Source organism: Caulobacter sp. GW456-12-1-14-TSB4 (assembly GCF_059424195.1).
The window spans coordinates 119,435-143,152 of the sequence record NZ_JBWKZF010000001.1 but is presented as its reverse complement, the minus strand read 5'-3'; the positions used below and the strand labels follow the sequence as shown (position 1 = coordinate 143,152).

The 23,718-nt window shown below is 68.0% G+C and carries 17 protein-coding genes; 8 read left to right on the top strand and 9 right to left on the bottom strand.

Annotated elements, in window-relative coordinates; genetic code table 11:
• Positions 1 to 23 precede the first annotated feature (23 nt).
• From AC07YH_RS00620 to AC07YH_RS00595, 6 genes are all read right to left on the bottom strand, one after another.
• On the bottom strand, positions 24 to 1,871 hold the full coding sequence (locus AC07YH_RS00620; protein WP_494745076.1) for a pyrroloquinoline quinone-dependent dehydrogenase: 1,848 nt from the start codon (positions 1,869 to 1,871) through the stop codon (positions 24 to 26).
• Positions 1,868 to 2,977 (bottom strand): lactonase family protein, encoded by a 1,110-nt coding sequence (locus AC07YH_RS00615; RefSeq protein ID WP_494745075.1) that lies wholly within the window; start codon positions 2,975 to 2,977, stop codon positions 1,868 to 1,870. The genes AC07YH_RS00620 and AC07YH_RS00615 overlap by 4 nt, the downstream gene beginning before the upstream one ends.
• 2 nt (positions 2,978 to 2,979) lie before the next feature.
• On the bottom strand, positions 2,980 to 4,212 hold the full coding sequence (locus AC07YH_RS00610; RefSeq protein WP_494745074.1) for an MFS transporter: 1,233 nt from the start codon (positions 4,210 to 4,212) through the stop codon (positions 2,980 to 2,982).
• Positions 4,212 to 5,507 (bottom strand): mandelate racemase/muconate lactonizing enzyme family protein, encoded by a 1,296-nt coding sequence (locus AC07YH_RS00605; protein ID WP_494745073.1) that lies wholly within the window; start codon positions 5,505 to 5,507, stop codon positions 4,212 to 4,214. Before AC07YH_RS00605 ends, AC07YH_RS00610 begins: the two co-directional genes overlap by 1 nt.
• A 79-nt stretch (positions 5,508 to 5,586) precedes the next feature.
• A complete protein-coding gene (locus AC07YH_RS00600; RefSeq protein WP_494745072.1) occupies positions 5,587 to 8,436 on the bottom strand; it encodes a TonB-dependent receptor plug domain-containing protein in 2,850 nt (949 codons plus the stop codon).
• 46 nt (positions 8,437 to 8,482) lie between these two features.
• Positions 8,483 to 9,205 (bottom strand): ribonuclease activity regulator RraA, encoded by a 723-nt coding sequence (locus AC07YH_RS00595; protein WP_494745071.1) that lies wholly within the window; start codon positions 9,203 to 9,205, stop codon positions 8,483 to 8,485.
• Positions 9,206 to 9,479: 274 nt separating this feature from the next.
• Between AC07YH_RS00595 and AC07YH_RS00590 the strand changes: the two genes are divergently transcribed.
• Entirely contained in the window at positions 9,480 to 10,376 is an 897-nt protein-coding gene (locus AC07YH_RS00590) for a LysR family transcriptional regulator (RefSeq protein ID WP_494745070.1), read from the top strand.
• Positions 10,377 to 10,479: 103 nt separating this feature from the next.
• Here the strand turns inward: AC07YH_RS00590 and AC07YH_RS00585 are convergent, their stop codons facing one another.
• Positions 10,480 to 10,770, bottom strand: coding sequence for a c-type cytochrome (locus AC07YH_RS00585; protein WP_494745069.1), 291 nt, complete (start codon positions 10,768 to 10,770; stop codon positions 10,480 to 10,482).
• Between the two features lie 117 nt (positions 10,771 to 10,887).
• Positions 10,888 to 11,520, bottom strand: coding sequence for a DUF2306 domain-containing protein (locus AC07YH_RS00580; RefSeq protein ID WP_494745068.1), 633 nt, complete (start codon positions 11,518 to 11,520; stop codon positions 10,888 to 10,890).
• A gap of 116 nt (positions 11,521 to 11,636) precedes the next feature.
• Here AC07YH_RS00580 and AC07YH_RS00575 point away from each other — a divergent pair, with 116 nt between their 5' ends.
• A complete protein-coding gene (locus tag AC07YH_RS00575; RefSeq protein ID WP_494745067.1) occupies positions 11,637 to 12,386 on the top strand; it encodes a LytTR family DNA-binding domain-containing protein in 750 nt (249 codons plus the stop codon).
• Here AC07YH_RS00575 and AC07YH_RS00570 read toward each other — a convergent pair.
• Positions 12,383 to 13,396, bottom strand: a complete 1,014-nt coding sequence (locus tag AC07YH_RS00570) for a LacI family DNA-binding transcriptional regulator (protein WP_494745066.1) — start codon at positions 13,394 to 13,396, stop codon at positions 12,383 to 12,385. The two genes, AC07YH_RS00575 and AC07YH_RS00570, sit on opposite strands and share 4 nt — an antisense overlap.
• A 135-nt stretch (positions 13,397 to 13,531) precedes the next feature.
• On the opposite strand from AC07YH_RS00570, the gene AC07YH_RS00565 reads away from it, so the two are divergent.
• From AC07YH_RS00565 to AC07YH_RS00540, 6 genes are all read left to right on the top strand, one after another.
• The gene (locus AC07YH_RS00565; protein WP_494745331.1) at positions 13,532 to 14,980 is read left to right on the top strand and encodes an MFS transporter; all 1,449 of its coding nucleotides are present in this window, start codon (positions 13,532 to 13,534) and stop codon (positions 14,978 to 14,980) included.
• A gap of 453 nt (positions 14,981 to 15,433) precedes the next feature.
• Positions 15,434 to 18,802, top strand: a complete 3,369-nt coding sequence (locus AC07YH_RS00560; protein WP_494745065.1) for a TonB-dependent receptor — start codon at positions 15,434 to 15,436, stop codon at positions 18,800 to 18,802.
• Positions 18,803 to 18,867: 65 nt separating this feature from the next.
• Positions 18,868 to 20,412: a tryptophan halogenase family protein gene (locus tag AC07YH_RS00555; protein ID WP_494745064.1), complete on the top strand. Its 1,545-nt coding sequence runs from the start codon at positions 18,868 to 18,870 to the stop codon at positions 20,410 to 20,412.
• Positions 20,409 to 21,884, top strand: coding sequence for a tryptophan 7-halogenase (locus tag AC07YH_RS00550; RefSeq protein WP_494745063.1), 1,476 nt, complete (start codon positions 20,409 to 20,411; stop codon positions 21,882 to 21,884). The genes AC07YH_RS00555 and AC07YH_RS00550 overlap by 4 nt, the downstream gene beginning before the upstream one ends.
• On the top strand, positions 21,877 to 22,917 hold the full coding sequence (locus AC07YH_RS00545) for a cupin-like domain-containing protein (RefSeq protein ID WP_494745062.1): 1,041 nt from the start codon (positions 21,877 to 21,879) through the stop codon (positions 22,915 to 22,917). Before AC07YH_RS00550 ends, AC07YH_RS00545 begins: the two co-directional genes overlap by 8 nt.
• On the top strand, positions 22,914 to 23,630 hold the full coding sequence (locus AC07YH_RS00540) for a DUF6445 family protein (RefSeq protein WP_494745061.1): 717 nt from the start codon (positions 22,914 to 22,916) through the stop codon (positions 23,628 to 23,630). Before AC07YH_RS00545 ends, AC07YH_RS00540 begins: the two co-directional genes overlap by 4 nt.
• Positions 23,631 to 23,718 lie beyond the last annotated feature (88 nt).

Sequence of the window (23,718 nt, the reverse complement as noted above, 5' to 3'; positions counted from 1 at the left end):
CGACGCACCGGAAAGTTACGCCCTTATTTCGGCAGAGCGTAGACCAGCAGGCTGTCGCCCCCGCTGGGGCTGGAAAGGTACGAGCCGCCGGTGGCGACGATGGCCACGTACTGGCGGCCGTCCGCGCCCTGGTAGGTGATCGGATTGGCGTGGGCGGAGTAGTCCAGCACCTGCGTCCACAGCTCGCGACCGGTCTTCGTCTCGAAGGCGCGGAAGCGGTGATCGTCCGTGCCGCCGACGAAGATCACGCCGCCGGCGGTCAGGATCGGGCCGGCGTTGCCCGGGCGGCCGGTGGCCTGCTTGTCCTTTGGGAAGACGTCGGTGACGCCCAGGATCGAGCGCCAGGCGACCGTGCCGGTGTTGACGTCCACGGCGATCAGCTCGCCCCACGGCGGCTTCTGGCAGGGGCTGCGGGTCTCGCGGTCGCGGAAGCGCTCGGAGACGACGCTCATTTCGTTGGTGTCGTTGGCCACCAGCTTCTCGATATTGCCCAGCTGGTTGCTGTTGAAGATGTAGAGCCCCAGCGTCGGGTCGAACGCCCCGCCGCCCCATTCGGGCCCGCCGGCCGAGCCGGGGAAGCGGATGATCGGCTTGTCGGCGCGCAGGGGTTCGAACATGACGCTGCCGACCGCGTGGCCCTTGTCGATCATCGCCTGGCAGGCGGCGGTGTGCTGCGGCGTGATGTTGGCCAAGTCCGCCATGGCGAAGTCCATGCGGGTGATGATGCCCGGCTTGGTCGGGAAGGGCTGGGTCGGCCAGGCCTTCTCGGCGGCGACCGACGAGGGCGGCGCGCGGCGCTCCTCGACGGGGTAGATCGGCTCGCCGGTCTCGCGGTTGAGCAGGAACAGGAAGGCGGTCTTGTTCATCGCCACGACGGCCGGGATGGCCTTGCCGTTCTTCATCACCGTCAGCAGGGTCGGCGGCGTGGCCAGGTCGTAGTCCCAGACGTCGTGGTGCACGGTCTGGAAATGCCACAGGTACTTGCCGGTGCGGACGTCGACCGCGACCAGGGCGTTGCCGAACAGGTTTGTCCCCTTGTGGTCGCCACCATAGCGGTCGGAGCTGGGGGCGCTGAACAGCAGGTAGGCGATGCCCCGCTCGGCGTCGATCGTCGGCATGTTCCACATGTTGACGCCCGAGCGCTGCTTCCAGCTGTCACCCTCCCAGGTGTCCTGGAATTTCTCGCCCTCGCGGGGGACCGAGTGGAAGGTCCAGACCAGCTTGCCGGTAACCACGTCCCAGGCGCGGGCGTCGCCGGCCGGGCCCTTGCCGGGATATTCCTGCAGCTTGGAGCCCAGGATCGCCAGGTTCTCGAAGATGATCGGCGGGGCCGAGTAGCTGTAGAAGCCGCCGGCCACGCCATTCATGATCTCGGGGGTCTTGGTGTCGACTGTTCCGTCCTTGCCGAAGTCGGGGCAGGGCTGACCGGTGCGGGCGTCCAGCGCCACGATCCGTCCACGGAGCGTCGAGACGATGACGCGCGGGCCGTGGTCCTTGTCGCCGGGCCAGTAGCCGACGCCGCGCAGGGCCGGCTGGTCGCGATCGGCCAGTTCGTGGGCCCAGATCTCCTTGCCCGTCGTGGGATCCAGCGCCACGACGCGGTGGTAAGGCGTGCCCAGATACATCCGCCCGTCGGCGACCAACGGCGTGGCGGTCGAGAACGGCTTGAAGCCCTCGCCCGAGGCGTTGGGCGCGGGGTCCATATGGTAGGTCCAGGCCAGCTTCAGCCCCGCGACATTGGCCGGGGTGATCTGGGTCAGCGGCGAGTAGCGCGCGCCGCCGAGATCGCGGCCCCAGCTGGGCCAGTCCTTCACGGGTTCGGCCGCATGGGCCGCCGTGGCGAGGAGGGCCGCGAGGACCAGCGCTCTCACGGTTTCGTCGCCAGGAAGTAGAGGCCGCCGGGCGTGTCGAGCCTGGCGGAGAACGGGGTCAGGGTCAGGGCGCCGGTCTTCGCATCGACCTTGAACACCGTGATGCTGCCGTCGCCTTCGTTGGCCGACAGCAGGAAGCGGCCGGTCGGGTCGAAGCGCAGGTTGCGGGGCGTCTTGCCGCCGGCCGGGACGTTGGCGGCCAGGGCCAGGCGGCCGTCTGGCGCGATATCGAACACCGCGATCGTGTCGTGGCCGCGATTGCCGACATAGAGGTGACGGCCGGCCGGATCGATGACGATCTCGGCGGTCTTGTTGGCGACCGTCACGCCCGGCGGCAGGGTCGGGGCGGTCTGGATTTCCTTGAGGTCCGAGCCGTGGACCTCGAAGACGCTGACCTCGCCATCGGTCTCGTGATTGACGTAGAGGTGGCGGCCGTCGGGCGACAGCTGCAGGCGGCGCGGACCGGCCCCGGCGTGGACGCTGACGAACGACGTGGCGGCGGGCGCGATCGTCCCCTTCGCGGGATCGACCTCGTAGCTGTAGACGCGATCCAGTCCCAGCTCGGCGACGAACATGTGCCGGCTGTCCCTCGTGAAGACGATGCCGTGGGCGTGGGGTGATCCGCCGGGGGCGGTATGCTGGTCGCTGTAGATCGGGTCGGACAGCTTGCCGTCCGGGAGCACGCGGTAGGCGACCAGATTGCCGGTCGTGTAGTTGACCGTGGCGGCGATCTTGCCCGTGGGGTCGAGCACCACCTGGTTGGGCTTGTCTCCGTTCGACGGGACGCGGTTCAGCAGGGTCAGCTTGCCGTCGCCCGGCGCGATGCGGAAGGCGCTGACGCCGCCGGGGGTCTGCCAGTTCACGGCGTAGAGCGTCTTGCCGTTCGGGGCGATCCACAGGTGGGCCGGCTGCGGCGTCTCGGCGGCCAGGCCCAGCGGCGTCAGGGCGCCGGTCTGGTCGTCGAAACGGAAGGCGTAGACGCCCTTCGAGGTCCCGTCGGTATAGCTGCCGGCGTAGAGCAGGACGGGCTTGGCCGTCGCGTCTGCGGCGAAATTGGTGGCCGCCAGCGCCGCCACGAGGCCGAAAGTCTTGAGCAGGTCGCGCATGATCAGGTCTCCGTCACCGCATATTTTTCGCGGACCAGGACAAGGTAGCTGCCGACCCCCAGGGCGATGAACACGACGATCGTCTTGATCGGCGCGTCGAAGCTCTTGGTGGTATCGACCAGCCAGCCGGTGAGGATCGGGGCGACGATGCCGGCGGCGCTGGCGGCGAAGTTCTGGATGCCGACGATCCGCCCGATCGACGAGCCGGGGATCAGGGTCTGGGTCAGGGCCCAGTAGTTGGCGGTGGCTAGGCCCAGGCCACTCAGCGACAGCACCGAGAAGGCCAGGGCCACGTTCAGCGAGGTCGCCTGCGCCCCGATCAGCACCGTCGTGGCCAAGAGGAAACCGGCGATGGTGAAGGCCTTGCGCACCTTCACCGCGCCATGGCCGCGCCGGATCAGCATGTCCGCCGCCCAGCCGCCCAGGATCGAGACCGTGGCCATGCCGGCGAAGCCGAAGGTGGTGAAGAGGCTGCTGGAGGCCAACGACAGGTGGCGGGCCTCGTTGAAATACGCCGGCATCCAGGTCAGGCAGAAATAGACGAAGTACATGTAGCAGAAGGTGCCGATCACGGTGCCCCACAGCACGGGGCTCTTCAGCAGTCGGCTCATCGGCACTGTCGGCGCGGTGGTCTCTACCGCCTGGGCCGAGCCGGCGTCGGGCTTCACAAACAGCAGCCACGGGATCAACCAGACCAGCGCCGCAACGCCCATGATCACGAACATCGCCTGCCAGCCGTGATGCTCGATCAGCCAGGCGGCGGCGACCGCGCCGATGGCTGGGCCGAACTTCGAGCCGGACATGAAGACGCCGATGGCCAGGCCCCGGCTGCGCTCCTCGAAGTTGAAGCGGATCCAGCGCATGCTGGCCGGGTGCATGACCGCCTCGCCGACGCCCAGCAGCATCCGAACCGCGAACAGGGCCGAGAAGCCGGTGGTCAGGGCGGTGGCGGCGGTCAGCAGGCTCCAGACCAGGAACCCGATCGCCATCGGCCGCTTGGAGCCGAACCGGTCGACGACCCAGCCCGCCGGGATCTGCAGCAGGGCGTACGACCAGAAGAAAGCCGAGTTGGTCAGGCCCCGATCGGTGTTGCTGAGCTTGAAGAAGGCCTTGAAGTGCGGGTCGATCAGGGCGACCGACAGGTTCACGCGATCGATGTAGGCGAACACCGCCGCCAGGGCCAAAAGCACGACGATCGTCCAGCGGCCCGTGGTGGAATACGGTTTGCTGGTCATCAGCCCCACCACTTCTGGCCGGGCGCGAGATGCGCCTCGACGATCTCGCGATTGAGCTCGACGCCGGTCCCCGGCTTGTCGCCGACCGCCACGTAGCCCTTGTCGATGTACGGCCCATCCAGCTTGAGGACCTGATCCATCCAGCCGCCTTCGCCGGTGACCGTCTCGCACATAACGAAGTCGCGAATGGAGGCGGCCCACTGGCAGACCTGCCAGGTGTGCAGCTGGCTGGCGGTGTTGTGGGTGGTCAGCGGGACGCCATACAGCGACGCCAGGTCGGCGATGCGCTTGGTCTCCAGGAAGCCGCCGCTGTTGCGCAGGTCCGGATTGACCAGCTGGGTTCCCTGGTTGGCCAGGAAGGGCAGGAAGCCCTCGCGTCGCGCCAGGTTCTCGCCGGTGAGGATCGGCACCGGAGAGCGGGCCGCCAGGGTCTTCCAGGAGTCGCTGTAGTCGACGCCCAGCGGGTCCTCGAGCCATAGCGGTTTGATGGGGGCGACCACTTCCGCGAGCTGCAGGGCCGATGGCAGGTCCAGCTCCCAGTGGCAATGAACCATCAGGTCGTGGTCCCAGCCGATCGCCTCGCGCATGTTCTCGAAGGCCTGGCCGATCTGGCGCAGTTCCTGGGTGGTCAGGCGACGGTTGCCGGGGTCCTTGGCCTGGTCGGGCAGGCCTTTCCCGGTCTCGCCGAAGGCCAGGGTGCGGGGGATGTCGACCTTGTGGGCGGTGAAGCCGCTGGGATGGGCGGCGACCTTGGCGGCCCACTCGCGGCAGGACGCCTTGTCCAGCGGATCGCGCGGCCGGGAATGATCATAGACACGCACCCGGTCGCGGAACCGTCCGCCCAGGAGCACGCAGGTCGGGGTGTCGAGCAGCCTGCCGGCCAGGTCCCACAGCGCCATCTCCAGGCCGCTGGACGCCCGCATCAGCTGGTGGGCCGAGCCGTCCGTGCGCGAGCCGAACAGGCCCGAGGCGCCGTCGCCCATGAAGGTGTAGAGCTTGTCGATCTCCAGCGGGTCCTTGCCGATCAGGGCCGGCTTGATCGCCTCGATCTGCTCGGCCACGCCGACGCCGGGCGTGCCGTAGGCCTCGGCGACGCCGAAGGTCCCGTCCTTGGTCTCGATCTTCACATAGACGTAGGTGCGGCCTGGGCCCTGGACCGTCATGGTCCGCACGTCGCTGATCTTGGGGCGGACGCGTTCGGCGGCGAGGGCCGGGGCGACGAGGCTGGCGGTTCCGGCCGTTGCGGCCAGGCGCAACAGGGTGCGGCGCGACCAGGGCTGGCGCTTGTCGAGCATCGGACTGCTCCAAAATCAGGGAACTGGAAGCGCGAACGGCCGCCCGCGCATGGAGCGCGGACGGCCGCCGGGGTCGTCGTTAGAAGCGGGCGCGGACGCCCACCGTGTAGTAGCGGCCCATGATGTCCTGGCCGCCGGGCACCGGGAACGTCAGGCCGATCGAACCGGCCAGCGGCACGATCTCGGGCTTGGCGTTGGCCACGTTCTGGATCGTGACATAGGCGGTGGTGTTCTTGTCCGCGCCCAGCTTGTACTCGACATTGATATCGGCCGAGTTGAACGGGCGCACGTCCGGATCGACCCACACCTGGTTGGGCGAGGTGATCTTGCTGAACCCGCCCAGCCAGCGGTCCTGGACGCCGACCGCCAGGTCACCATGCTCGTAGCGCAGGATGCCGGTGATGCGGGCCTGCGGGGCCGAGACGGTGGTCAGCGGCGCGCCCGGGAAGGCTTGCGAGACGTTGGTCGGCTGGTAGTTGCCGAACAGGCGCGTCGACCACGAACCGCCCAGGGCCTGGAAGCGATAGTTGACCTCGACGTCCCAGCCCTTGATCTCGGTGAAGGCCGTGTTGAGGCTCTGGTTGAAGACCTTGGTCGGGAAGTTGGCCGGCGAGTGGTCGCTGAACGGACCCGGACGTTCGAACAGCGTGCAGTACTGCGAGCTGCCGCCCGAGTCCTCGCACAGGCGCTGGATGGTGTTGTTGCCCGCCGCGATCGCGCCGATCGCGTTGTCCATGCTGATCTTGTACCAGTCGATCGAGGCGTTGAAGCCCGGCAGGAAGCTGGGCGTGAAGACCACGCCGGCCGTCCAGGTGCGGGCGACTTCCGGCACCAGGTCGGGATTGCCCTTGGTCGAGATGAACACCGTGCTGCTGGTGCTGGTGTGCAGGTCGACGAAGCCGCTGACCGAGGCCTGCACCGGCTGGAACAGGTCGTTCAGCGTCGGCGCGCGGATGTCGCGCGACGTGGTCGCCCGGAACCGCACGGTGTTGTTGACGCGATAGTCGAGGCCGGCCTTCCAGGTCTGGACACTGCCCGAGGTGCTGTAGTCGGTGTAGCGACCGGCCAGGTTCGCATCCAGGCTGCTGATCAGCGGCAGGTCCTTCAGCAGCGGAATGGCCAGTTCGCCCGCGACTTCCCAGACGTTGTTCTTGGCCGTGACATTGGCCGAGACGGGCTGGGCCCACAGCGCCAGGGCGGGATTGCAGATCCGCAGGCCGGTGCAGTCGACGGTGGCCGTCGGGCTGGCGTCGCTCCACACCGTGTATTTGTTCCAGCGCGCCTCGCCCGAGACGGCGAAGTTGATCGGGCCGGCCCAGTTGTGGAAGGCGGTGCCGGTGAAGCTGCCGGCCACGTCATCCATGGTGTTGATGACGTTCTGGTGGGTGTTGGCGGTGAACCAGTTGAACGCGTCCTGGCTGATCGCCGTCGGGCCGAAGGCGTTCAGCGGCACGCAGCCCTTGTAGGCCGCAGCGGTGGCGGCCTGGGTGGCGGCGTAGCACTGCACCGTTCCGCCGACCGTGACGGCGTCGAGGGCGGCGAACTGCTTCTGGTAGTTGGAGTTGTTGCGGCTCTCGACCATCAGGTCGTTACGGCCGTGGGTGTAGGTCAGGTCCCAGCGGTAGTCGCCGAGGGTCCCGTTCAGGCCAGTGTTGAAGTTGGTGTATTCGTTGACGTTGCGCGTGCCGGTCAGGCCCTTGGGACCGGTGCTGATGATGTAGGTGCCCATCTGGAAGGTGTTGGTCGCATCGGACAGGCCGTTGTCGCCCAGCGCCAGGCGGGTCGCCGCGTTCAGGAACGGGTTGTTCTTGTAGAAAGTGCTGGCCTGGCCGTTGCCGGGGGTCAGCTTGACCGGGAAGTGCCAGCCGCCCGAGTAGGCGTTGGCGTACGAGGCCTGGGCGTAGAACTGGACGTTGTCGGTCAGGTCGAAGTCGAACCGGCCGAACAGCTCGTCCTGGCGCATGGCCACCAGGGCGGTGGTGTAGCGGGCATAGGCGCCGTCGCCGCCGACGTTCTGGTTGCCGGTGCCGGTCGTCTGGCCGGGCAGGAACGGACCCAGCACGCCGTTGCTGATGAACTGCTGGTTCAGCGCCGAGCACGAGTTGGTGCAGGCGGTGATCTTGCCGCCGAAGGCGCTGTCGCCGCGGCGGACGTTCATCGAGGTGGTGAACGGGGCGGCGACCGTGCCGCTGCCGGTCAGGGTGTAGACGCCGCGGCCATAGGCGCGGTCGAAGTTGGAGACGTCGTCGGTCTCGCGGCGCTGGTACGAGCCCAGGACGTGACCCCGGCCGCCCAGGACGCTGGCGCCGCCGGCGATGCCGAACTTGTAGCTGTTGCCGTCGCCATAGGTGGAGATGCCGGCGTTGGCCTCGATCTTCAGGCCGGTGAACTTCTTGTCGATGATGAAGTTGACCACGCCGGTGACGGCGTCCGAGCCATAGACGGCCGAGGCGCCGCCGGTGACGACGTCGACGCGGCTGATCAGCATCTGCGGGATGGAATCGACGTCGACCGTGCCGTTGGCGTTGGACGGCGTCAGGCGGTGGCCGTCCATCAGCACCAGGGTGCGCTGGGTGCCGAAGCCGCGCAGGGCCAGCACGTTCTGGGCCTGGTTGCCGGCGCCGTCGCCCGAACGGGTCGGGATCGCCGAGCCCTGGAAGATCGGCAGCTTGTTCAGGCCGTCCGGCAGGCTGCTGGGCGTGGTCTGCTGGATCTGTTCGGTCGAGACGACCGTGATCGGCGTCGGCGCGTTGGTGGCGATCGCGGTGATGCGCGAGCCCGTCACCGTGACGGCTTCAACGACCTGGGATTCATCGGCTTTGGCGACGGCTTCTTGCGCTGAGGCCTGTCCACAGACCCCTAGTACAGCAGCCGAGACGCCAAACAGTAATGCCGCGCGGCGCGCGGTGTGGTTCTTTTGAGTATGCATTAGTCACTCCCCTTTTTTATAGAGCTAGGATTCCCCTCCTGCTCGGTTATTGAGGCGACCTGGTCCTGCGCCAGTCGTCGAATTTTTCTTTGTTTTCTGGGTTAGTCATTGGGTACAGGCCGATGATGGTCTGTCCCGCCTTGACCATGTCGACCACGAAGTCTTCGTAGAGGGTCATGGCCAGGGCCTCGTCGGCGAGGTCCGCCGCGATTTCCGCTGGAACGACGATGACGCCGTCGGCGTCTCCGACGATCACGTCACCGGGAAACACCGGCGCGCCGCCGCAGCCGATCGGCGCATTGATGTCGATCGCCTGGTGCAGGGTGAGATTGGTCGGCGCCGAGGGGCGCTGGTGGAAGGCCGGCATCGCCATCTGCGCGATCTCGGCGCTGTCGCGGAAGCCGCCGTCGGTGACGACCCCGGCCGCGCCGCGCATCATCAGGCGCCGGATCAGGATGCCGCCGGCCGAGGCCGCGCGGGCGTCGCCGCGGCTGTCCATGACCAGCACGCAGCCGGGCGGGCAGGCCTCGACGGCGGCGCGCTGCGGGTGCTTGGGGTCCTCGAACACCTTGATGCCGTTGAGGTCCTCGCGGGCGGGGATGTAGCGCAGGGTGAAGGCGCGGCCGACCATGCTTTGCGTCATCGGGCCCAGCGGACGCACGCCTTGAATGGCCTGGTTACGCAGGCCGCGCTTGTAGAGGGCGGTCGCCAGGGTCGGCGTGCTGACGCCCTTGAACTTGTCCAAAGTCGATTGATCGATCTCGATCACGCCGTCCCGCCCCCCAGCCTGGATGTTCCAGACCAATTGGCCTGACTTGATTGGCCAACTGGCCTGACCAGTGCGAGCGGAGCATCGTCGAGGACCTGACATCGGTCCATTGCAAATTCATCATGGAGCCATACGGGTTTCGTATGTACCGCAGGCTCGAAATGTCACTGGATTTACCAGATTTAACCGACAGGTCAGGCCAATCCCTTGTGGAGATCGGCGAATTGTCCTTCAATTGTCCCGGTGGCGGGGGCCACGGGGAGAACAACCAGCAATGCTGGAGTTGGGCCAGCTGGGGTGCTTCGTCGCCGCCGCCGAGGAGATGCACTTCGGCCGCGCCGCCGCGCGCCTGAACACCACCCAGCCAACCCTAAGCCGCCAGATCCAGGCCCTGGAACGCACGCTGCGGGTCGAGCTGTTCGAGCGCGCCAACCGCACCGTCAAGCTGACCCCGGCCGGCCGGGTGTTCCTGCCCGAGGCCAAGCGGATCCTGTTCCTGGCCGAGACCGCCACCAACCTGACCCGCCGCGCCTGGCAGGGCGAGGCGGGCGTCATCCGTCTGAGCTTCGTGGCCTCGGCCGGCTTCGTCGACCTGCCGATCATCCTACGCCGGGCGGCCGAGGCGCTGCCCGATGTGCGCATCCACCTGAAGGAGATGACCTCGGCCGTCCAGCGCGACGCGCTGCTGGCCGACATCGTAGATGTGGCCGTGCTGCGGCCGCCGATCGACCACGGCAAGTTCGGGGTCCTGCCGCTGCGCACCGAGGCGTTCTTCGCGGCCCTGCACGTCGATGATCCGCGCACGGAGCTGGAGCAGCTGGAGCTGCGCGACTTCGATCGGCTGCCCTTCATCATGTATTCGGTCGAGGGGGCCGGCTACAGCCACGCCATCCTGTCGGCGATGTTCGACCGGGCCGGGGTCTCGCCGACCATCACCTATCACCTGGACCAGAACCACACGATCCTGTCGCTGGTCTCGGCCGGCTTCGGCGCGGCGCTGGTGCCCGAGGGTGTGACGCGGCTGCGGCTCGACAACGTGGTTTTCCGCCCTGTGCGACTGGAGCCCGAGCGGCCGCTGGAGATGTACATGCTGTGGCGGCGGCAGAACGACAATCCGGTGCTGCCGCGCTTTCTGGCGCTGTGCGAGGACCTCGGCCTACCCGCCGCCTGACACCAAAGAAAAGGCGCCGGACAGGCCGTCCGGCGCCATAGTTTCTGGAAGGTTTGGGGGAACAGTAAAAGCGGGCCTTCCAGAGAAACGGGAAAGGGTGGGATCAGCCCGGCTTGCCGTAGACCTTGGCGAGGTAGGCCTGCACCTGCTTGGCGTCCTCGTCGGTGAGGTCGGCGCCGTTGCCGCGCATGCGCTCGATCACGCCGGCCCATTCCTTGGGGGTGCGGCGCGCTTCGGTGACCATGCTCAGGTCATGGCACGATTGGCAGGCGCGGTTGACGATGGCCTTGCCGGGATCGGCGGCGGGCGGGGCGTCGGCGGGCGCGGCAAGGGCGGCGCTGCTGGCCAGGAGCGCGCCGAGAACGAGCGCGATCTGCAGAGATTTGCTGAGCATGGTCCCTAACGGTCTTCGAGTATCGGCCTGCGCGTGGTGTTGCGTGAAGCTCGGCTTCCGCTCCATCCAAATTGGTCAGGCCACCATAAGGGCATCGTGGCGCAAATCCATTGCAATTCAATGATGGCCCGATACGCGCCGCGCATCATTCCGCAACAATGCCTCGGCGATCAGCAGGTTCGGAACCCAGGCCAGGAACGAGATCGCGCGGTACCAGGGCAGGAACGGCAGGTCGAGGACCTGCACCGCCGGCAGGTACAGCCGCAGGGTGACGGCGGCCAGGGTCAGGGCCCACGAGCGGATCATCCAGCGGCGATGCTCGACAAAGCGCCGATCCAGCGCCGCGCGCCAACCCAGCAGGTTCACGGTGATCCAGATCGCCGCCAGGCTGCCGAAGCCCGCCGTGGCGATCGGGCCGGCGAACGAGCCGGGCGCCAGGATCAGTCCCGCGCCGCCGCCGACCAGGCAGCCCAGCACATAGACCCGCCCGACCCAGCGATGCGCGCCGATGCGGCGCAGGCCGGGCAGGAACTGGAATGAGCCCAGCAACAGGGCGGTGACCGCGCCAGCGACATGGACGAACAGCCAGGGCACGCCCAGCGGATTGCCCAGGGCTTGCTTCGGCGTCATCGGCGGATGCAGCAGGTAGCGGCTGGCGGCGTAGCCGGCGACGCCCAGGCAGAGGAGGGCGGCGAGCGTCCAGAAGGCGCGGGCGGGCCAGCGCGGCGCGGGCAGGGTCGTGGTGGTCAAGGCTCGAGTTCCTCATGGGGTTCGCCGAACCTCGTTGCGGCTCACGCGGCGTCTCGCTAGGCCTTGCTTCGCGAACGGCGCCGGGCTTGCGCGAACGGGACAGGAGCAGCGGAAGGATGAGGACGGCCTGGCGGCGATGGTCGATCGACGTGGCGATCCTGGTCGCCATCGGCGCGGTCATGGGCTTCCTGGGCCCCTTCGCCTCCGAACGCATCGCGGTCCCGATCCGCTATGCGTACTGGATGATCTGCATGGTCGGCGGCGGCGTGATCGGCGTGGTCATCGACGCGATGCTGGAGCGCCGCGTGGCCGCGACCTGGCGGCGAGTGGCGCTGGTCTCGCTGCTGATGACGCCGCCGGTGACCCTGCTGGTGTTGTGCACGCAGTACGCGCTGGTCCGTGGGCGGTTCGACTTCGTCGTCTATCTGATGCTGACGCCCCAGGTCTTCCTGATCTCCCTGGCGGTGATGATCGTCCACGCCCTGGCCTGGCGGCGGCCGCCCGCGCGGGTCGAGACCCGCACCGTCGTCGCCCCGCCTTTGCCCGAGGCCGAAGCCGCCTTCCGCAAGCGCCTGTCGGCCAAGCGCCGCGCCGCCCGGCTGATCGCCGTCGAGGCCCACGACCACTATCTGAAGGTCCACACCGACGCCGGCGAAGAGCTGATCACCCTGCGCTTCGCCGACGCCCTGGCCGAACTGGAGCGCGCCCATGGCTGGCGCGTCCACCGCTCCTGGTGGGTCGCCGCCGAGGCCGTCGAAGGCGTCCGCCGGCGACGCGGCGCCGGCGAGGTCCGCTTGGCCGGCGGCCTGGAAGCGCCGGTCAGCCGGACCTACGCGCCGGTGCTGAAGGAGGCCGGCTGGTTCTAGGCCCCGCAGCTCTCCCGCACGATCAGATCAGTCGGCAGGGTCTCCGGCCCATGGTCGCCGTCTTGGTCGAGGATGCGCGAGACCAGCAGGCGGCCGGCCTTGGAGGTGTCCTGCTTGATGGTGCTGAGCGCCGGGGTCGAGAGACGGCTCAGCAGCATGTCGTCATAGCCGACCACCGCGACGTCCTCGGGGACCTTCATGCCGGCGCGCTGCAGCGCCCGGATGGCGCCGAGCGCGATCAGGTCGGACGAGGCGAAGATGGCGTCGAAGGTCGCGCCCCGGCGCAGCAGGCGGCCGACGGCGGCCTCGGCCGATTCCATCTCGAAATCGACCGGCAAGACCAGGGAGGGCTCGGGCTCCAGGCCGCTTTCGCGCAGGGCGTCCAGATAGCCTTCGCGGCGCTGGGTCGCCTCGGGGTGGGTCTCGCCCAGGAACACGATCCGCCTGCGGCCCAGGCGGGCCAGATGGAGCGTCGCGCGGCGGCCCCCTAGGAAGTTGTCCGAGCCGATCGAGCAGTACTTCTGGCCCGGCAGCTGGGCGCCCCAGACCACGAAGCGGGCGTCGGTGGCGGCCAGCTGGTTGAAGGCCTCGTGCAGGTCGCCTTGGCCCAGGAAGATCGTGCCGTTGGCGCGGCTGGCAGTGACGGCCAGATAGAGGTCGTCATAGCTGGCCGGGGCGGTGTGGCTGACGGTGAAGTCGCAGCCGCGATCGCGGGCCGCCTCGCCGATATTGGCCAGCAGCTCCAGGAAGAACGGGTGCGACAGCGGCAGCGGCCGGCCGTGGGTGCGGGGCAGGACGATGGCGATCGCGCCCTCGGCCCCGATCGGCGCGGCGGGCATGTAGCGGCGGAACGAGTAGCCGCGTTCCTTGGCCAGGGCCCAGATCTTCTGCTTGGTCTTGGTGCTGATCGAGTGGTGATCGTTCAGCGCCCGCGAGACGGTCGAGACCGACACGCCGGCGATTGTCGCCAGGTCTTCAAGCGTGATGTTGTTGCTGTTATCGTCCGCCATCGCGCTCTAACACATAAGAATAAGGCCGAAGGGCCGGGGAAAAGGAAGCCTTTGCCAGGAGAGCCGCAAGACCTCCCGGGCGCGACCGTGTCGCCGCCGCAGAAGGCCAATCTCAGCTTTCTTCAGATCTGGAACATGTGCTGTGGCCTGTTCGGCGTGCAGATCGTGTGGGGCCTGCAGAACGTCAACACCAGCCGGATCTTTCAGACGCTGGGCGCGGACGTCAACGAACTGGCCATCCTGTGGATCGCCGCGCCGATCACGGGCCTCTTGGTGCAGCCGATCATCGGCCATCTGAGCGACCGGACCTGGGGGCGGCTGGGCCGTCGCCGGCCCTATCTGCTTTACGGGTCGATCCTGACGACCGTGGCGCTGATCCTGACGCCCAACGCCCCGACCGTGTTGGCCGCGAGTCTTGCCCTGTGGCTGCTGACCGCCTCGATCAATGTCGCCATGGAGCCGTTCCGGGCCTTCGTCGCCGACTCGCTGCCCGACCAGCAGCGCACCGCCGGCTTCGCCATGCAGGTGTTCTTCATCGGCGCGGGGGCGGTGTTCGCCTCGGCCCTGCCGTGGATCCTGACCCACTGGTTCGGGGTGTCGGGCCAGGGCGGCCCGGGCAGGCTGCCGCCCTCGGTGCACGCGGCCTTCTATGTCGGCGGCGCGGGCCTGATGATCGCGGTGCTGTGGACCGTGTTCACCACCAGCGAGACCCCGCCCGAGCGGCTGGCTGGCGGTGCGCCAGTGATCGAGAGCCGCACGCCCTCGCCGGAAACCGTTCTCTGGATGCGCAACAGCGGCCTGCTGTGGATCGCCGCCGCCGCGATCGTCGGGCTGTGCGCCTTCCTGGGCCGCTGGGGGCGCGAGATCCATGTGCTGGCGCTGATGGCCGGCATCTTCGGCGCGGCGCAGCTGGCGACCAGCTGGCTGCGCGGCCAAGGGCGGACCTCGGTAGGCCTGTTCGAGGTGGTCGAGGATATCGTCCACATGCCGCAGGTGCTGAAACGCCTGGCCGTGGTGCAGTTCTTCACGTGGTTCGGGCTGTTCGCCCTGTGGATCTACGCCACCCCGGCCGTGACCGCCCGCCACTATGGCGCGGTCGACACGACCTCGGCGGCCTATAACGCCGGGGCCGACTGGGTGGGGGTGCTGTTCGCCGGCTATAATGGCGTTGCGGCCCTGGCCGCCTTCGCCCTGCCGCTGCTGGCCCGCCGGCTGGGACGCCCGATCAGCCACGCCGTGTGCCTGGCCCTGGGCGCGCTGGGCTTCGCCGGCTTCGTGTTGATCGACGATCCGATGCTGCTGTGGATCCCGATCATCGGCATTGGCCTGGCCTGGGCGTCGATCATGTCCGCGCCCTACGCCATGCTCTCCAGCGCCGTGCCGCCGGGCAAGATGGGCGTCTATATGGGCATCCACAATCTGTTCCTGGTGATCCCGCAGCTGGTGGCCGCCACCGTGCTGGGCGCGGTGGTCAGCCGCCTGCTGGGCGGCCAGGCGATCCTGGCCCTGGCCCTGGCCGGCGGCGCCTTCGCCATCGCCGCCGGGCTGGCCCTGACCATCCAGGACCACGCCGAGCGCGGCTGAGCCGAATCTGCCTGGTTTTGCGGTGCGCCCCGTCATCGAGCGTGACTATCCGCTCAGCGCAAAAATTGCGCAACCATTTTGCGTAACGCGGGTCGCAAAGCCTTGCTGGGCAAGGGTGTTGCGCGCTTTTGCGCGGCTTTTTGCGTAAATTTCCGTAACGCTGCTATTGCAACGCGCGCAAATTGGCGCAAAAACAACGCAACACGAGAGCGCGGCGGTCCCCAGTGGCTGCCCAGAATTGCGCAAAAATTGCGTAAATCTCTCGCGGGGGAAACGAAGGAGGGAACGGCGCCGCAAGGCGCCTGTCCGGTCGGCGGCCACGAACCGCGGTCCGGATCATCGACATCACAAGACCAACAAGACGCGCTCGGCCCGATCGGTGGGACCGGCGCGAGACGAACACAAACGACCCGCGATCAGGCGCGGGCGAACAAGACGTTAGGGAGCAGAGGGATGAGGAAGTTCGATTTCGGCCCAGGCCGGAAGACTGTCCTGCGGGGGACTGTTTCGCTGGTGGCGCTGGCCACCCTGGGCATGGCCGGTACGGCCTATGCGCAAGCGACCGCCAAGAGCGATCCGAACGACACCGTCGACGAGGTCGTCGTGGTGGGCGTGCGCAAGTCGCTGGAAAGCGCGCAGCTGATCAAGAAGAACGCCGACACGGTGGTCGACTCGATCACCGCGACCGACATCGGGGCGTTCCCCGACAAGTCCGTGGCCGAAGCGCTGCAGCGCGTGCCCGGCATCACCGTTTCCCGCCTGCAGTCCAGCGACGACAGCTCGCACTTCTCGGCCGAACCGGCCAGCGTGCTGATCCGCGGCCTGACCCAGGTGCGCACCGAGTTCAACGGCCGCGACAGCTTCTCGGCTGACGCCAATCGCGGCCTGAACTTCAACGACATCTCGCCGGAGCTGATGGCCGGCGTCGACAGCTACAAGAACCAGACGGCCGAGATGATCGAAGGCGGCATCGCCGGCACGGTCAATCTGCGCACCCGCCTGCCGTTCGACGCCAAGGACCAGGTGGTCTCGGTCTCGGCCAAGGCCAATTACGGCGACAAGTCCAAGAAGACGACCTACGAATATTCCGGCGTCATCTCGAAGAACTGGGACACCAGCATTGGCCGCGTCGGCCTGATGGCCGACTACGCCAACTCGCACGTCCTGACCCAGACCGAGGGCGTGGTCATGCAGCGCCTGGGCACCTTCTGCTCGGCGGGCTACCAGGACGCTTCGGGCAAACCCATCGTCAAGTCGGACGGCACGATCGCCTGTACGGCCAACCCGTACGGCGGGTCGAGCTGGGTGTTCATCCCCGACCAGGTCAACTACTCGCAGGTGGTCTACGACCGTAAGCGCCACGGCACGGCGCTGGCCTTCCAGTACGAAAACAACGAAGGCAACGTCCGCTTCACCGCCCAGTACAACGACAGCTACTACAAGAACGCCTGGCTCGAGCGCAGCGTGAACGTGGTGGGCTTTGGCCTGTGGGCCTCGCCGGCCTTCTCGCCGCAGACCACGGCCTTCCTGGCCCCGGCGGCCGGCACCCCGGCCTTCACCTTCGGCCAGGACGGCATGCTGACCTCGGGCGTCCTGACCCAGCCGATGGGCGACTGGGGCGGCAGCACGGCCGACAACATCGCCCGCGGTTCGGCCGTCGCCGGCCTGCCGTTCGTCAACTACTGCGGCGCCGGCGCGCCCGCCTGCGCCAGCCAGCGCGAAGGCCTCTACATCGAGAACCAGGCCCGGAACTTCAACCACTCCGAAGGCACCAAGGACTTCTCGACCCACCTGGACTGGGACGTCTCCGACAAGCTGAAGACCAGCTTCGACACCCAGTACATCAAGGCCACGACCGACAATTACGACATCCTGGTCGCCAACCGCACGATGGCCGACGCCAAGTACGCGGTGAACAAGGACGGCACGCCGCAGATCACCCTGCTGCCGGGCTCGAACGTCAACTACGCCACGGGTGGCCTCGCCAACCCGCACAACTACTGGATTCCGTTCATCCAGGACCACTACGAGGACAACGACGCCAAGGAACTGGCCCTGCGCGCCGACGCCGAATACAGCTTCGGGGGCGGCGGCTGGCTGAACTCGCTGAAGGTGGGCGTGCGCTACGCCGACCGTAAGCAGAACGTCCGCTACTCGACCTACAACTGGTCGCCGGTGGCCGCGCCGTGGAACTGCAACGGCCCGGGCTTCAACGTCGACAACACCGCGCCGACCCCGTACCCGGCCGCCTGCGGTCGCACCGACACCTTCAAGGGCTATGGCGCGGGCATCTGGACCACGACGGGCCTGGGCGACTTCTACAACGGCGACGTCTTCCCGAACGGCGACCTGGTGTTCCTGAGCAAGGACACGCTGGCCGACCACGACGGGCTGATCAAGGCGCTGTCGGGCAAGACCACCAACTCGCCCATGCAGTGGACCCCGCTGTGCGAGCGCACCACCAACACCGAGGGCTGCTTCATCGCACCCGAGATGCTGAAGGTGCAGGAGAAGACCAAGGCGGCCTACGCGATGCTGCGGTTTGGCGGCGACGACAAGACGATCTTCGACGGGATCACCGTCCAGGGGAACGTCGGCCTGCGCTACGTCCACACCGACGTGTCCAGCTCGGGCGGCGTCGCGTTCCCGACCAACGTCTGGTACACGACCGCGGCCGCGATCCCGTGCTCGACGCCGCTGTCGGGCAACAACGTCACCAATATCTCGTGCTGGCTGAAGCCCGACCTGCTGGCCTTCTCGAACGGCGGCGCGGCCCTGAACGACTACGGTCAGACGCACGACAACTGGCTGCCCAGCTTCAACGTCCGCTTCGGCCTGACCGACAAGCAGTTCGTCCGCTTCGCCGCCTCGCGCGCCCTGTCGCGTCCGGACTTCGGCCTGCTGCGCAACTATGTCGGCGTCCAGACCCCGGCCATCAACACCGGCCCGGACTCGCCGTACATCATCTGGAACGACCCCAACGCCCCTCACACCGCGGCCAACGTCAAGGGCTATAACTTCCAGTTCAACGCCGACTCCGGCTACGCGGCGCTGAAGCCGATCACGGCCGACCAGTTCGACGTCACCTACGAGAACTACTTCACGCCGAGCAGCTCGTTCACGGCGGCGCTGTTCTACAAGAAGCTGAACGGCTCCATCGCCTATGGCGAGTTCCTGCGCTCGTTCACCAACAACGGCTCGACCCAGAACGTCCTGGTCCGCGGCCCGCGCAATGGTGACGGCGGCGGCGAGCTGAAGGGCTTCGAGGTCGCCTACCAGACCTTCTTCGACTTCCTGCCGGGTATCTGGAGCGGCCTGGGCTTCCAGGCCAACTGGACCCACACCAAGCAGTCGGGGATCAGCAACTCCAACCTGGCCAACCAGCCCGGCTACGCGGCCGGCGGCACCGTCGCCTTCGGCGGCGGCCTGCAGGTCAACGGCCAGGTGATGGACAGCCACCGCCTCGCCGGCATCTCGGACAACGCCTACAACATCGTGGGCCTGTACGAGAAAGGCCCGATCGCGATGCGCCTGGCCTACAACTGGCGTTCGAAGTTCCTGACCAACAACCTCGACTGCTGCATCGGCATGCCGATCTACCAGAAGGCCGCCGGCTTCCTGGACGGGTCGATCCGCTGGTCGGTCAACGACAAGGTCGAGGTGTCGCTGGAAGGCTCGAACCTGCTCAACACCACCTCGGTGTTCCAGCAGCAGGTGTTCGGCGACAGCGGCCTGACGCCCAACGCCAAGGCCGTCGTCAAGGACACGGGCTGGATCCGCAACGACCGTCGCGTCCAGTTCGGCGTCCGCTTCAAGTACTAGTCGCTACCGGGTCCGCGCCGCTACGGTCCGCCGTGGCGGCGCGGGTTCCAGCTTGAGGTCCGACCATGCGGACAGAAAACAGGTTCAGGGTCGTCATCGTCGGCGGAGGCACGGCGGGATGGATGTGCGCGGCCGGCATGGCCCGTCTCCTGGACGCCCGCGACTACGCCATCACCCTGGTCGAGTCCGACGAGATCGCGACGGTGGGCGTAGGCGAGGCGACCCTGCCGCACATCAAGACCTTCAACGACATGCTGGGGATCGACGAGGTCGAGTTCCTGCGCGAGACGCAAGGCACGTTCAAGCTCGGCATCGAGTTCCGAAACTGGGGCAAGCCGGGCGACCTCTACCACCACCCGTTCGGCACGTTTGGCGAGCCTTGGGCCGGGGTAGACTTCCAGCATCACTGGACGCGCGCGAAGCTGGCCGGGCTCGATCCGGCCCCGCTGCAGGCCTATTCGTACGCCGTGGTCGCGGCCCGCGCGAACGCCTTCGAATTCCCGAACGAGGATCAGAAGTCGATCCGTTCGACCTATGCCTATGCCTATCATTTCGACGCCGGCCTCTATGCCGCCTACCTGCGCCGCTGGGCGACGGCGCGTGGGATCACACGGATCGAAGGGCTGGTCCAGGACATCGCCCAGGACGGTACGAGCGGCCACGTCACCGGCCTGGCCCTGAAGTCCGGCCAGCGGATCGAGGGCGACCTCTTCATCGACTGCACCGGCTTCCGCTCGCTGCTGCTGGGTGGGCTGATGAAGGCGCAGTGGGACGACTGGACTCAGTGGCTGCCGTGCGATCGGGCCTTGGCCGTGCCGTGCGGCCGGGCCGGCGACTTCAGCCCCTACACCCGCTCCACCGCCCAGGAGGGCGGCTGGATTTGGCGCATCCCGCTGCAGCACCGCACCGGCAACGGCTATGTGTTCTCCAGCGCCTTCATGGACGAGGAGAAGGCGCGCGACACCCTGCTGGCCCAGCTGGACGCCCCGGCGCAGATGGAGCCGAAGCTGCTGCGCTTCGCCGCTGGTCGCCGTAAGGCGGGCTGGACCGGCAATGTCGTGGCCATGGGGCTCGCGAGCGGCTTCCTGGAACCGCTGGAGTCGACCAGCATCTTCCTGATCCAGGCGGCGGTGGTCGACCTGATCAACCTGATGCCGACCAAGCGTACCGGCATGGACCCGCGCCTGTCGGCCGAGTTCAACCGACTGTTCGAGATTCAGTACGACCGGGTCCGCGACTTCCTCATCCTGCACTACCGCCTCAACCAGCGGGTCGGGCAGCCGCTGTGGGACCACGTGCGGACCATGCCGATCCCGGCCAGCCTGGAGGAGAAGCTGGCATTGTTCGAAGGCCGCGCCGGCCTGCCGGACTACAAGTACGGCCTGTTCTCGCGCGACAGCTGGCTGTCGGTGCTGGAAGGGCAGGGGATCGCGCCGCGCGCCTATGACCGTCTGGCCGAGGCGATGCCGCTGGACGTGCTGGCGTCGAAACTGGCTGACCTGAAGACGCGGATCGACACGAACGTGGCGGCGATGAGCGCGCACGCGGACTTCATCGCACGGTACGCGCCGGGCGCCGAACCCGCGCCGCTGAAGGCGGTGGGCCAATGAGCGCGGCGCCGACCAAGGTCGTCGTCGTGGGCCGTGACGCCCCGCTGTGGCTGTCCGCCGCCGTCCTGCGCGCGGCGCTGGAGCCGGCCGGCGTGGCGGTCACGGCGGTGGAGCTGCCCAGCCGCCTGACGCCCGCCAATGTCCACGCGACCCTGCCGGCGCTCGAGGCGCTGCACAATCTCCTGGGCCTCGACGAGTCGGCGCTGCTGCGCGGCGTCGGCGGGACGTTCTCGCTGGGCGGCAACTTCGTCGATCTGACCGGCCAGGCCCCGGCCTTTTTCCACGCCCACGGCGCCCATGGCGCGCCGATCGATGGGCGGGACTTCTTCCCCTACTGGTTGAAGGCGCGGGCCCTGGGGCTGAACGCCGAGTTCGCCGACTTCTCGCTGACCGCCGCCGCCGCGCGCCACGGCCGGTTCGTCATGCCGGACGAGGAGACGGAAGTCTTCGGCCGCACCGACTACGGCTACCACCTGCCGGCCCTGGCCTATGCCGGAACGCTGAAGAGCCTGGCCGTCCGTCGGGGCGTCGAGGCGCATCAAGCGCTGAGCCTCACGGTCGAGCGCACCGAGGCTGGCGACATCGCCGCCCTCGACCTCGGCGAAGGCCGTCGGATCACGGGCGACCTCTTCATCGACCTCGAAGGCGTGGTCGATAGCCCGCGCGAGGCCTGGAGCTTCCCGGCCGATCGCGTGCTGACCGCGCTGGCGCCGGCCTTCCCGTCGATCCCGGCCTATGCCGAGACCCGCGCCTGGGCGCGCGGCTGGACGGCCCTGCATCCGGCCCAGAATGGCAGTCATATCGTCCAGGTCTACGCATCCGATCTGTGTACGGATGAAGAAGCGCTGCAGGCCGCCAGCGCCGCCTCCGGCCTGCCGATCCAGAACGCCTCGGTGCGCGCCGTCGCCCCTGGTCGCAGCCTATCGACCTGGGACCGCAACGTCGTCGCGATCGGCGAGGCGGCCTGCGTGTTCGATCCGCTGCACGGCGTCGATCTACACGCGGTGCAGATGGGGCTGGTCCAGCTCCTGGCGCTGTTCCCGGTCTCCGACGACTGGACCTACGAGCAGGGCGCCTACAACCGCGCCATGGCCGAGCAGTTCGAACGGGTGCGCGACTTCCAGCAGCTGCACTACGCCCTGAATCGCTATGGCGTCTCGGACTTCTGGACCCGCGCCCGCCAGGCGCCGGTCTCCGCCGACCTCGCGCACATGATCGCCACCTTCCGCGCGCGGGGCGATATCGCGCCGTTCGAGCACGACAGCTTCCCGGCCGACAGCTGGCGGGCCGTCTTCGTCGGTCAGGGCGTCACGCCCGACAGCCATGCCCCGGCCATCGACGCGACCGCGCCCGAGCTGATGAAGCACGAGTTCCGCCGCATCCTCGGCTTCATCAAGGACCAGGTGGAGCGCCAGCCGACCCACGACCTTTATCTGGAGAGCTTCTGCGGCCGGGAGCCCGTCCATGGATAGCGGCCTGGCCATCGACCCGACCCTGAGCCTGGAAGCCCTGCCGCGCGTCGCCGCCGTCGCCGCGCCGTCGTTGGAGGCCTTCGAGCGGATCGTCGCCGCCGAGGCGCCGGTGGTGATCAAGGGTCTGGTCGAGACTTGGCCGGCCCTGGCCGCAGGTCGTTCGCCGGGGTCGATGAACGCCTACCTCAAGGCCATGGACAGCGGCCTGCCGGGCCCGGTCATGGAGGCCCCGGCCAGCACCAACGGCTGGTACGCCTACGGCCCCGACTTGCGCGAGTTCAGCTTCTCCAAGCGCAACGCCGGGATCAGCCAGACCCTGGATCGCATCGAGGCCCTGCTGGGCCAGAAGGATGCGCCGTTCGTGGCTATCCAGATGCTGCCGTTGGCCACCCACATGCCCGAGTTCGTGCGCCAGAACCCGATGCCGCTGGTGTCGCCCAAGGTCATGCCGCGCCTGTGGGTCGGCGGGCCGCTGCGGACCCAGACCCACAACGACCGCGACCACAACCTGGCCTGCGTGCTCGCCGGCCGCCGCCGCTTCGTGCTGTTCCCGCCCGAGCAGGTGTCCAACCTCTATGTCGGCCCGCTGGAGACCCCGCCGCCGCTGTCGCTGGTCGATCCGGAGGCGCCGGACCTGGCCCGGTTCCCGCGCTACCGCGACGCCCACGCCGCCGCGCGGGTGGCGTGGCTGGAGCCGGGTGACGCCCTCTTCATGCCCAAGCACTGGTGGCACCACGTCACCTCGCTCGAGCCCTATAACGCCATGGTCAACTACTGGTGGGGCGACACGGCCGTGGGCCTGGAGCGGCCGGTCGACGTCTTCCAGATCGCCCTATTGGCGCTCAAGGACCTGCCCGAGGGCGAGAAGGCCTACTGGCGCGAGATGTTCGCCGCCTATGTCTTCGGCGATCGCGGCGAGGCGACGGCGCACATCCCCGAAGCCCTGCGCAGGGCGCTCGGCACGCTCAGCCCCGCCCAGCGCGCGGCTCTGAAGCAGCAGCTGAAGATGGCTGTGCTGAGGTCGCCGACATGACCCTCGCGACCGCCGTTAAACCCCTGCTGTTGGGCCCGAACATCAGCGTCCGCCTGCGCAAGATCGGCCAGGAACAGCAGTCGCTGCTGGTCGTCGACGACGTGCTGGCCGATCCATACGCGATGGTCGATGCGGCCCGCGCCGCCGACTTCTACCGGCCGCCACACACCAACTATCCCGGCCTCAACGCCAACCTTCCGGAGGCCTACTACCGCACCGTCGTCACGGCCCTGCGCGGTCCGATCGAGGCGGCGTTTGGGGTCTCTGCTGGCGCGATGCTGAAATTCTTCGGCTTCTTCGCCCTGGCGACGACGCCGGCCTCGGCCGCGACGCCCGTGCAGACCCTTCCGCACCTGGACGGGCCGGACCCTAGCCGTTTGGCCATGGTCCACTACTTCTGCCAGGGCGATTTCGGCGGCACGGGCTTCTTCCGTCACCAGGCGACCGGCTTCGAGTCGGTCGATGCGAGCCGCACAGACGCCTACGCCGCTGCGCTCAAAGCCGAGCTGGCCCAGGAGCGTGACGCCTTCGCCGGCGCTGACACCCCAGGCTACGACCTTATCGACCAGGCCGAGCCCGTCTTCAACCGGCTGATCCTCTATCGCGGCCACGTCCTCCACGCCGGCCTGCTGGACCCGGCGGGCGGATCGGCCGATCCCGCCGCGGGCCGTCTGACGGCCAACGGCTTCATCGAGGCGGTCGACACCGGATAGCGCCCGCCTCCTCAACCTCTCGTCCTATCTTCGTCCTGGCGCGGGCAATCCGGCGCGCGCTCCGAAGACCCTTTTGTGTTCGGCCAGT

Bases quoted from the DNA above. Each gene is read 5' to 3' on its own strand.
- AC07YH_RS00615 (WP_494745075.1), bottom strand. From the start codon at position 2,977: ATGCGCGACCTGCTCAAGACTTTCGGCCTCGTGGCGGCGCTGGCGGCC.
- AC07YH_RS00610 (WP_494745074.1), bottom strand. From the start codon at position 4,212: ATGACCAGCAAACCGTATTCCACCACGGGCCGCTGGACGATCGTCGTG.
- AC07YH_RS00605 (WP_494745073.1), bottom strand. From the start codon at position 5,507: ATGCTCGACAAGCGCCAGCCCTGGTCGCGCCGCACCCTGTTGCGCCTG.
- AC07YH_RS00600 (WP_494745072.1), bottom strand. From the start codon at position 8,436: ATGCATACTCAAAAGAACCACACCGCGCGCCGCGCGGCATTACTGTTT.
- AC07YH_RS00590 (WP_494745070.1), top strand. From the start codon at position 9,480: ATGCTGGAGTTGGGCCAGCTGGGGTGCTTCGTCGCCGCCGCCGAGGAG.
- AC07YH_RS00585 (WP_494745069.1), bottom strand. From the start codon at position 10,770: ATGCTCAGCAAATCTCTGCAGATCGCGCTCGTTCTCGGCGCGCTCCTG.
- AC07YH_RS00575 (WP_494745067.1), top strand. From the start codon at position 11,637: ATGAGGACGGCCTGGCGGCGATGGTCGATCGACGTGGCGATCCTGGTC.
- AC07YH_RS00570 (WP_494745066.1), bottom strand. From the start codon at position 13,396: ATGGCGGACGATAACAGCAACAACATCACGCTTGAAGACCTGGCGACA.
- AC07YH_RS00565 (WP_494745331.1), top strand. From the start codon at position 13,532: ATGTGCTGTGGCCTGTTCGGCGTGCAGATCGTGTGGGGCCTGCAGAAC.
- AC07YH_RS00560 (WP_494745065.1), top strand. From the start codon at position 15,434: ATGAGGAAGTTCGATTTCGGCCCAGGCCGGAAGACTGTCCTGCGGGGG.
- AC07YH_RS00555 (WP_494745064.1), top strand. From the start codon at position 18,868: ATGCGGACAGAAAACAGGTTCAGGGTCGTCATCGTCGGCGGAGGCACG.
- AC07YH_RS00550 (WP_494745063.1), top strand. From the start codon at position 20,409: ATGAGCGCGGCGCCGACCAAGGTCGTCGTCGTGGGCCGTGACGCCCCG.
- AC07YH_RS00545 (WP_494745062.1), top strand. From the start codon at position 21,877: ATGGATAGCGGCCTGGCCATCGACCCGACCCTGAGCCTGGAAGCCCTG.
- AC07YH_RS00540 (WP_494745061.1), top strand. From the start codon at position 22,914: ATGACCCTCGCGACCGCCGTTAAACCCCTGCTGTTGGGCCCGAACATC.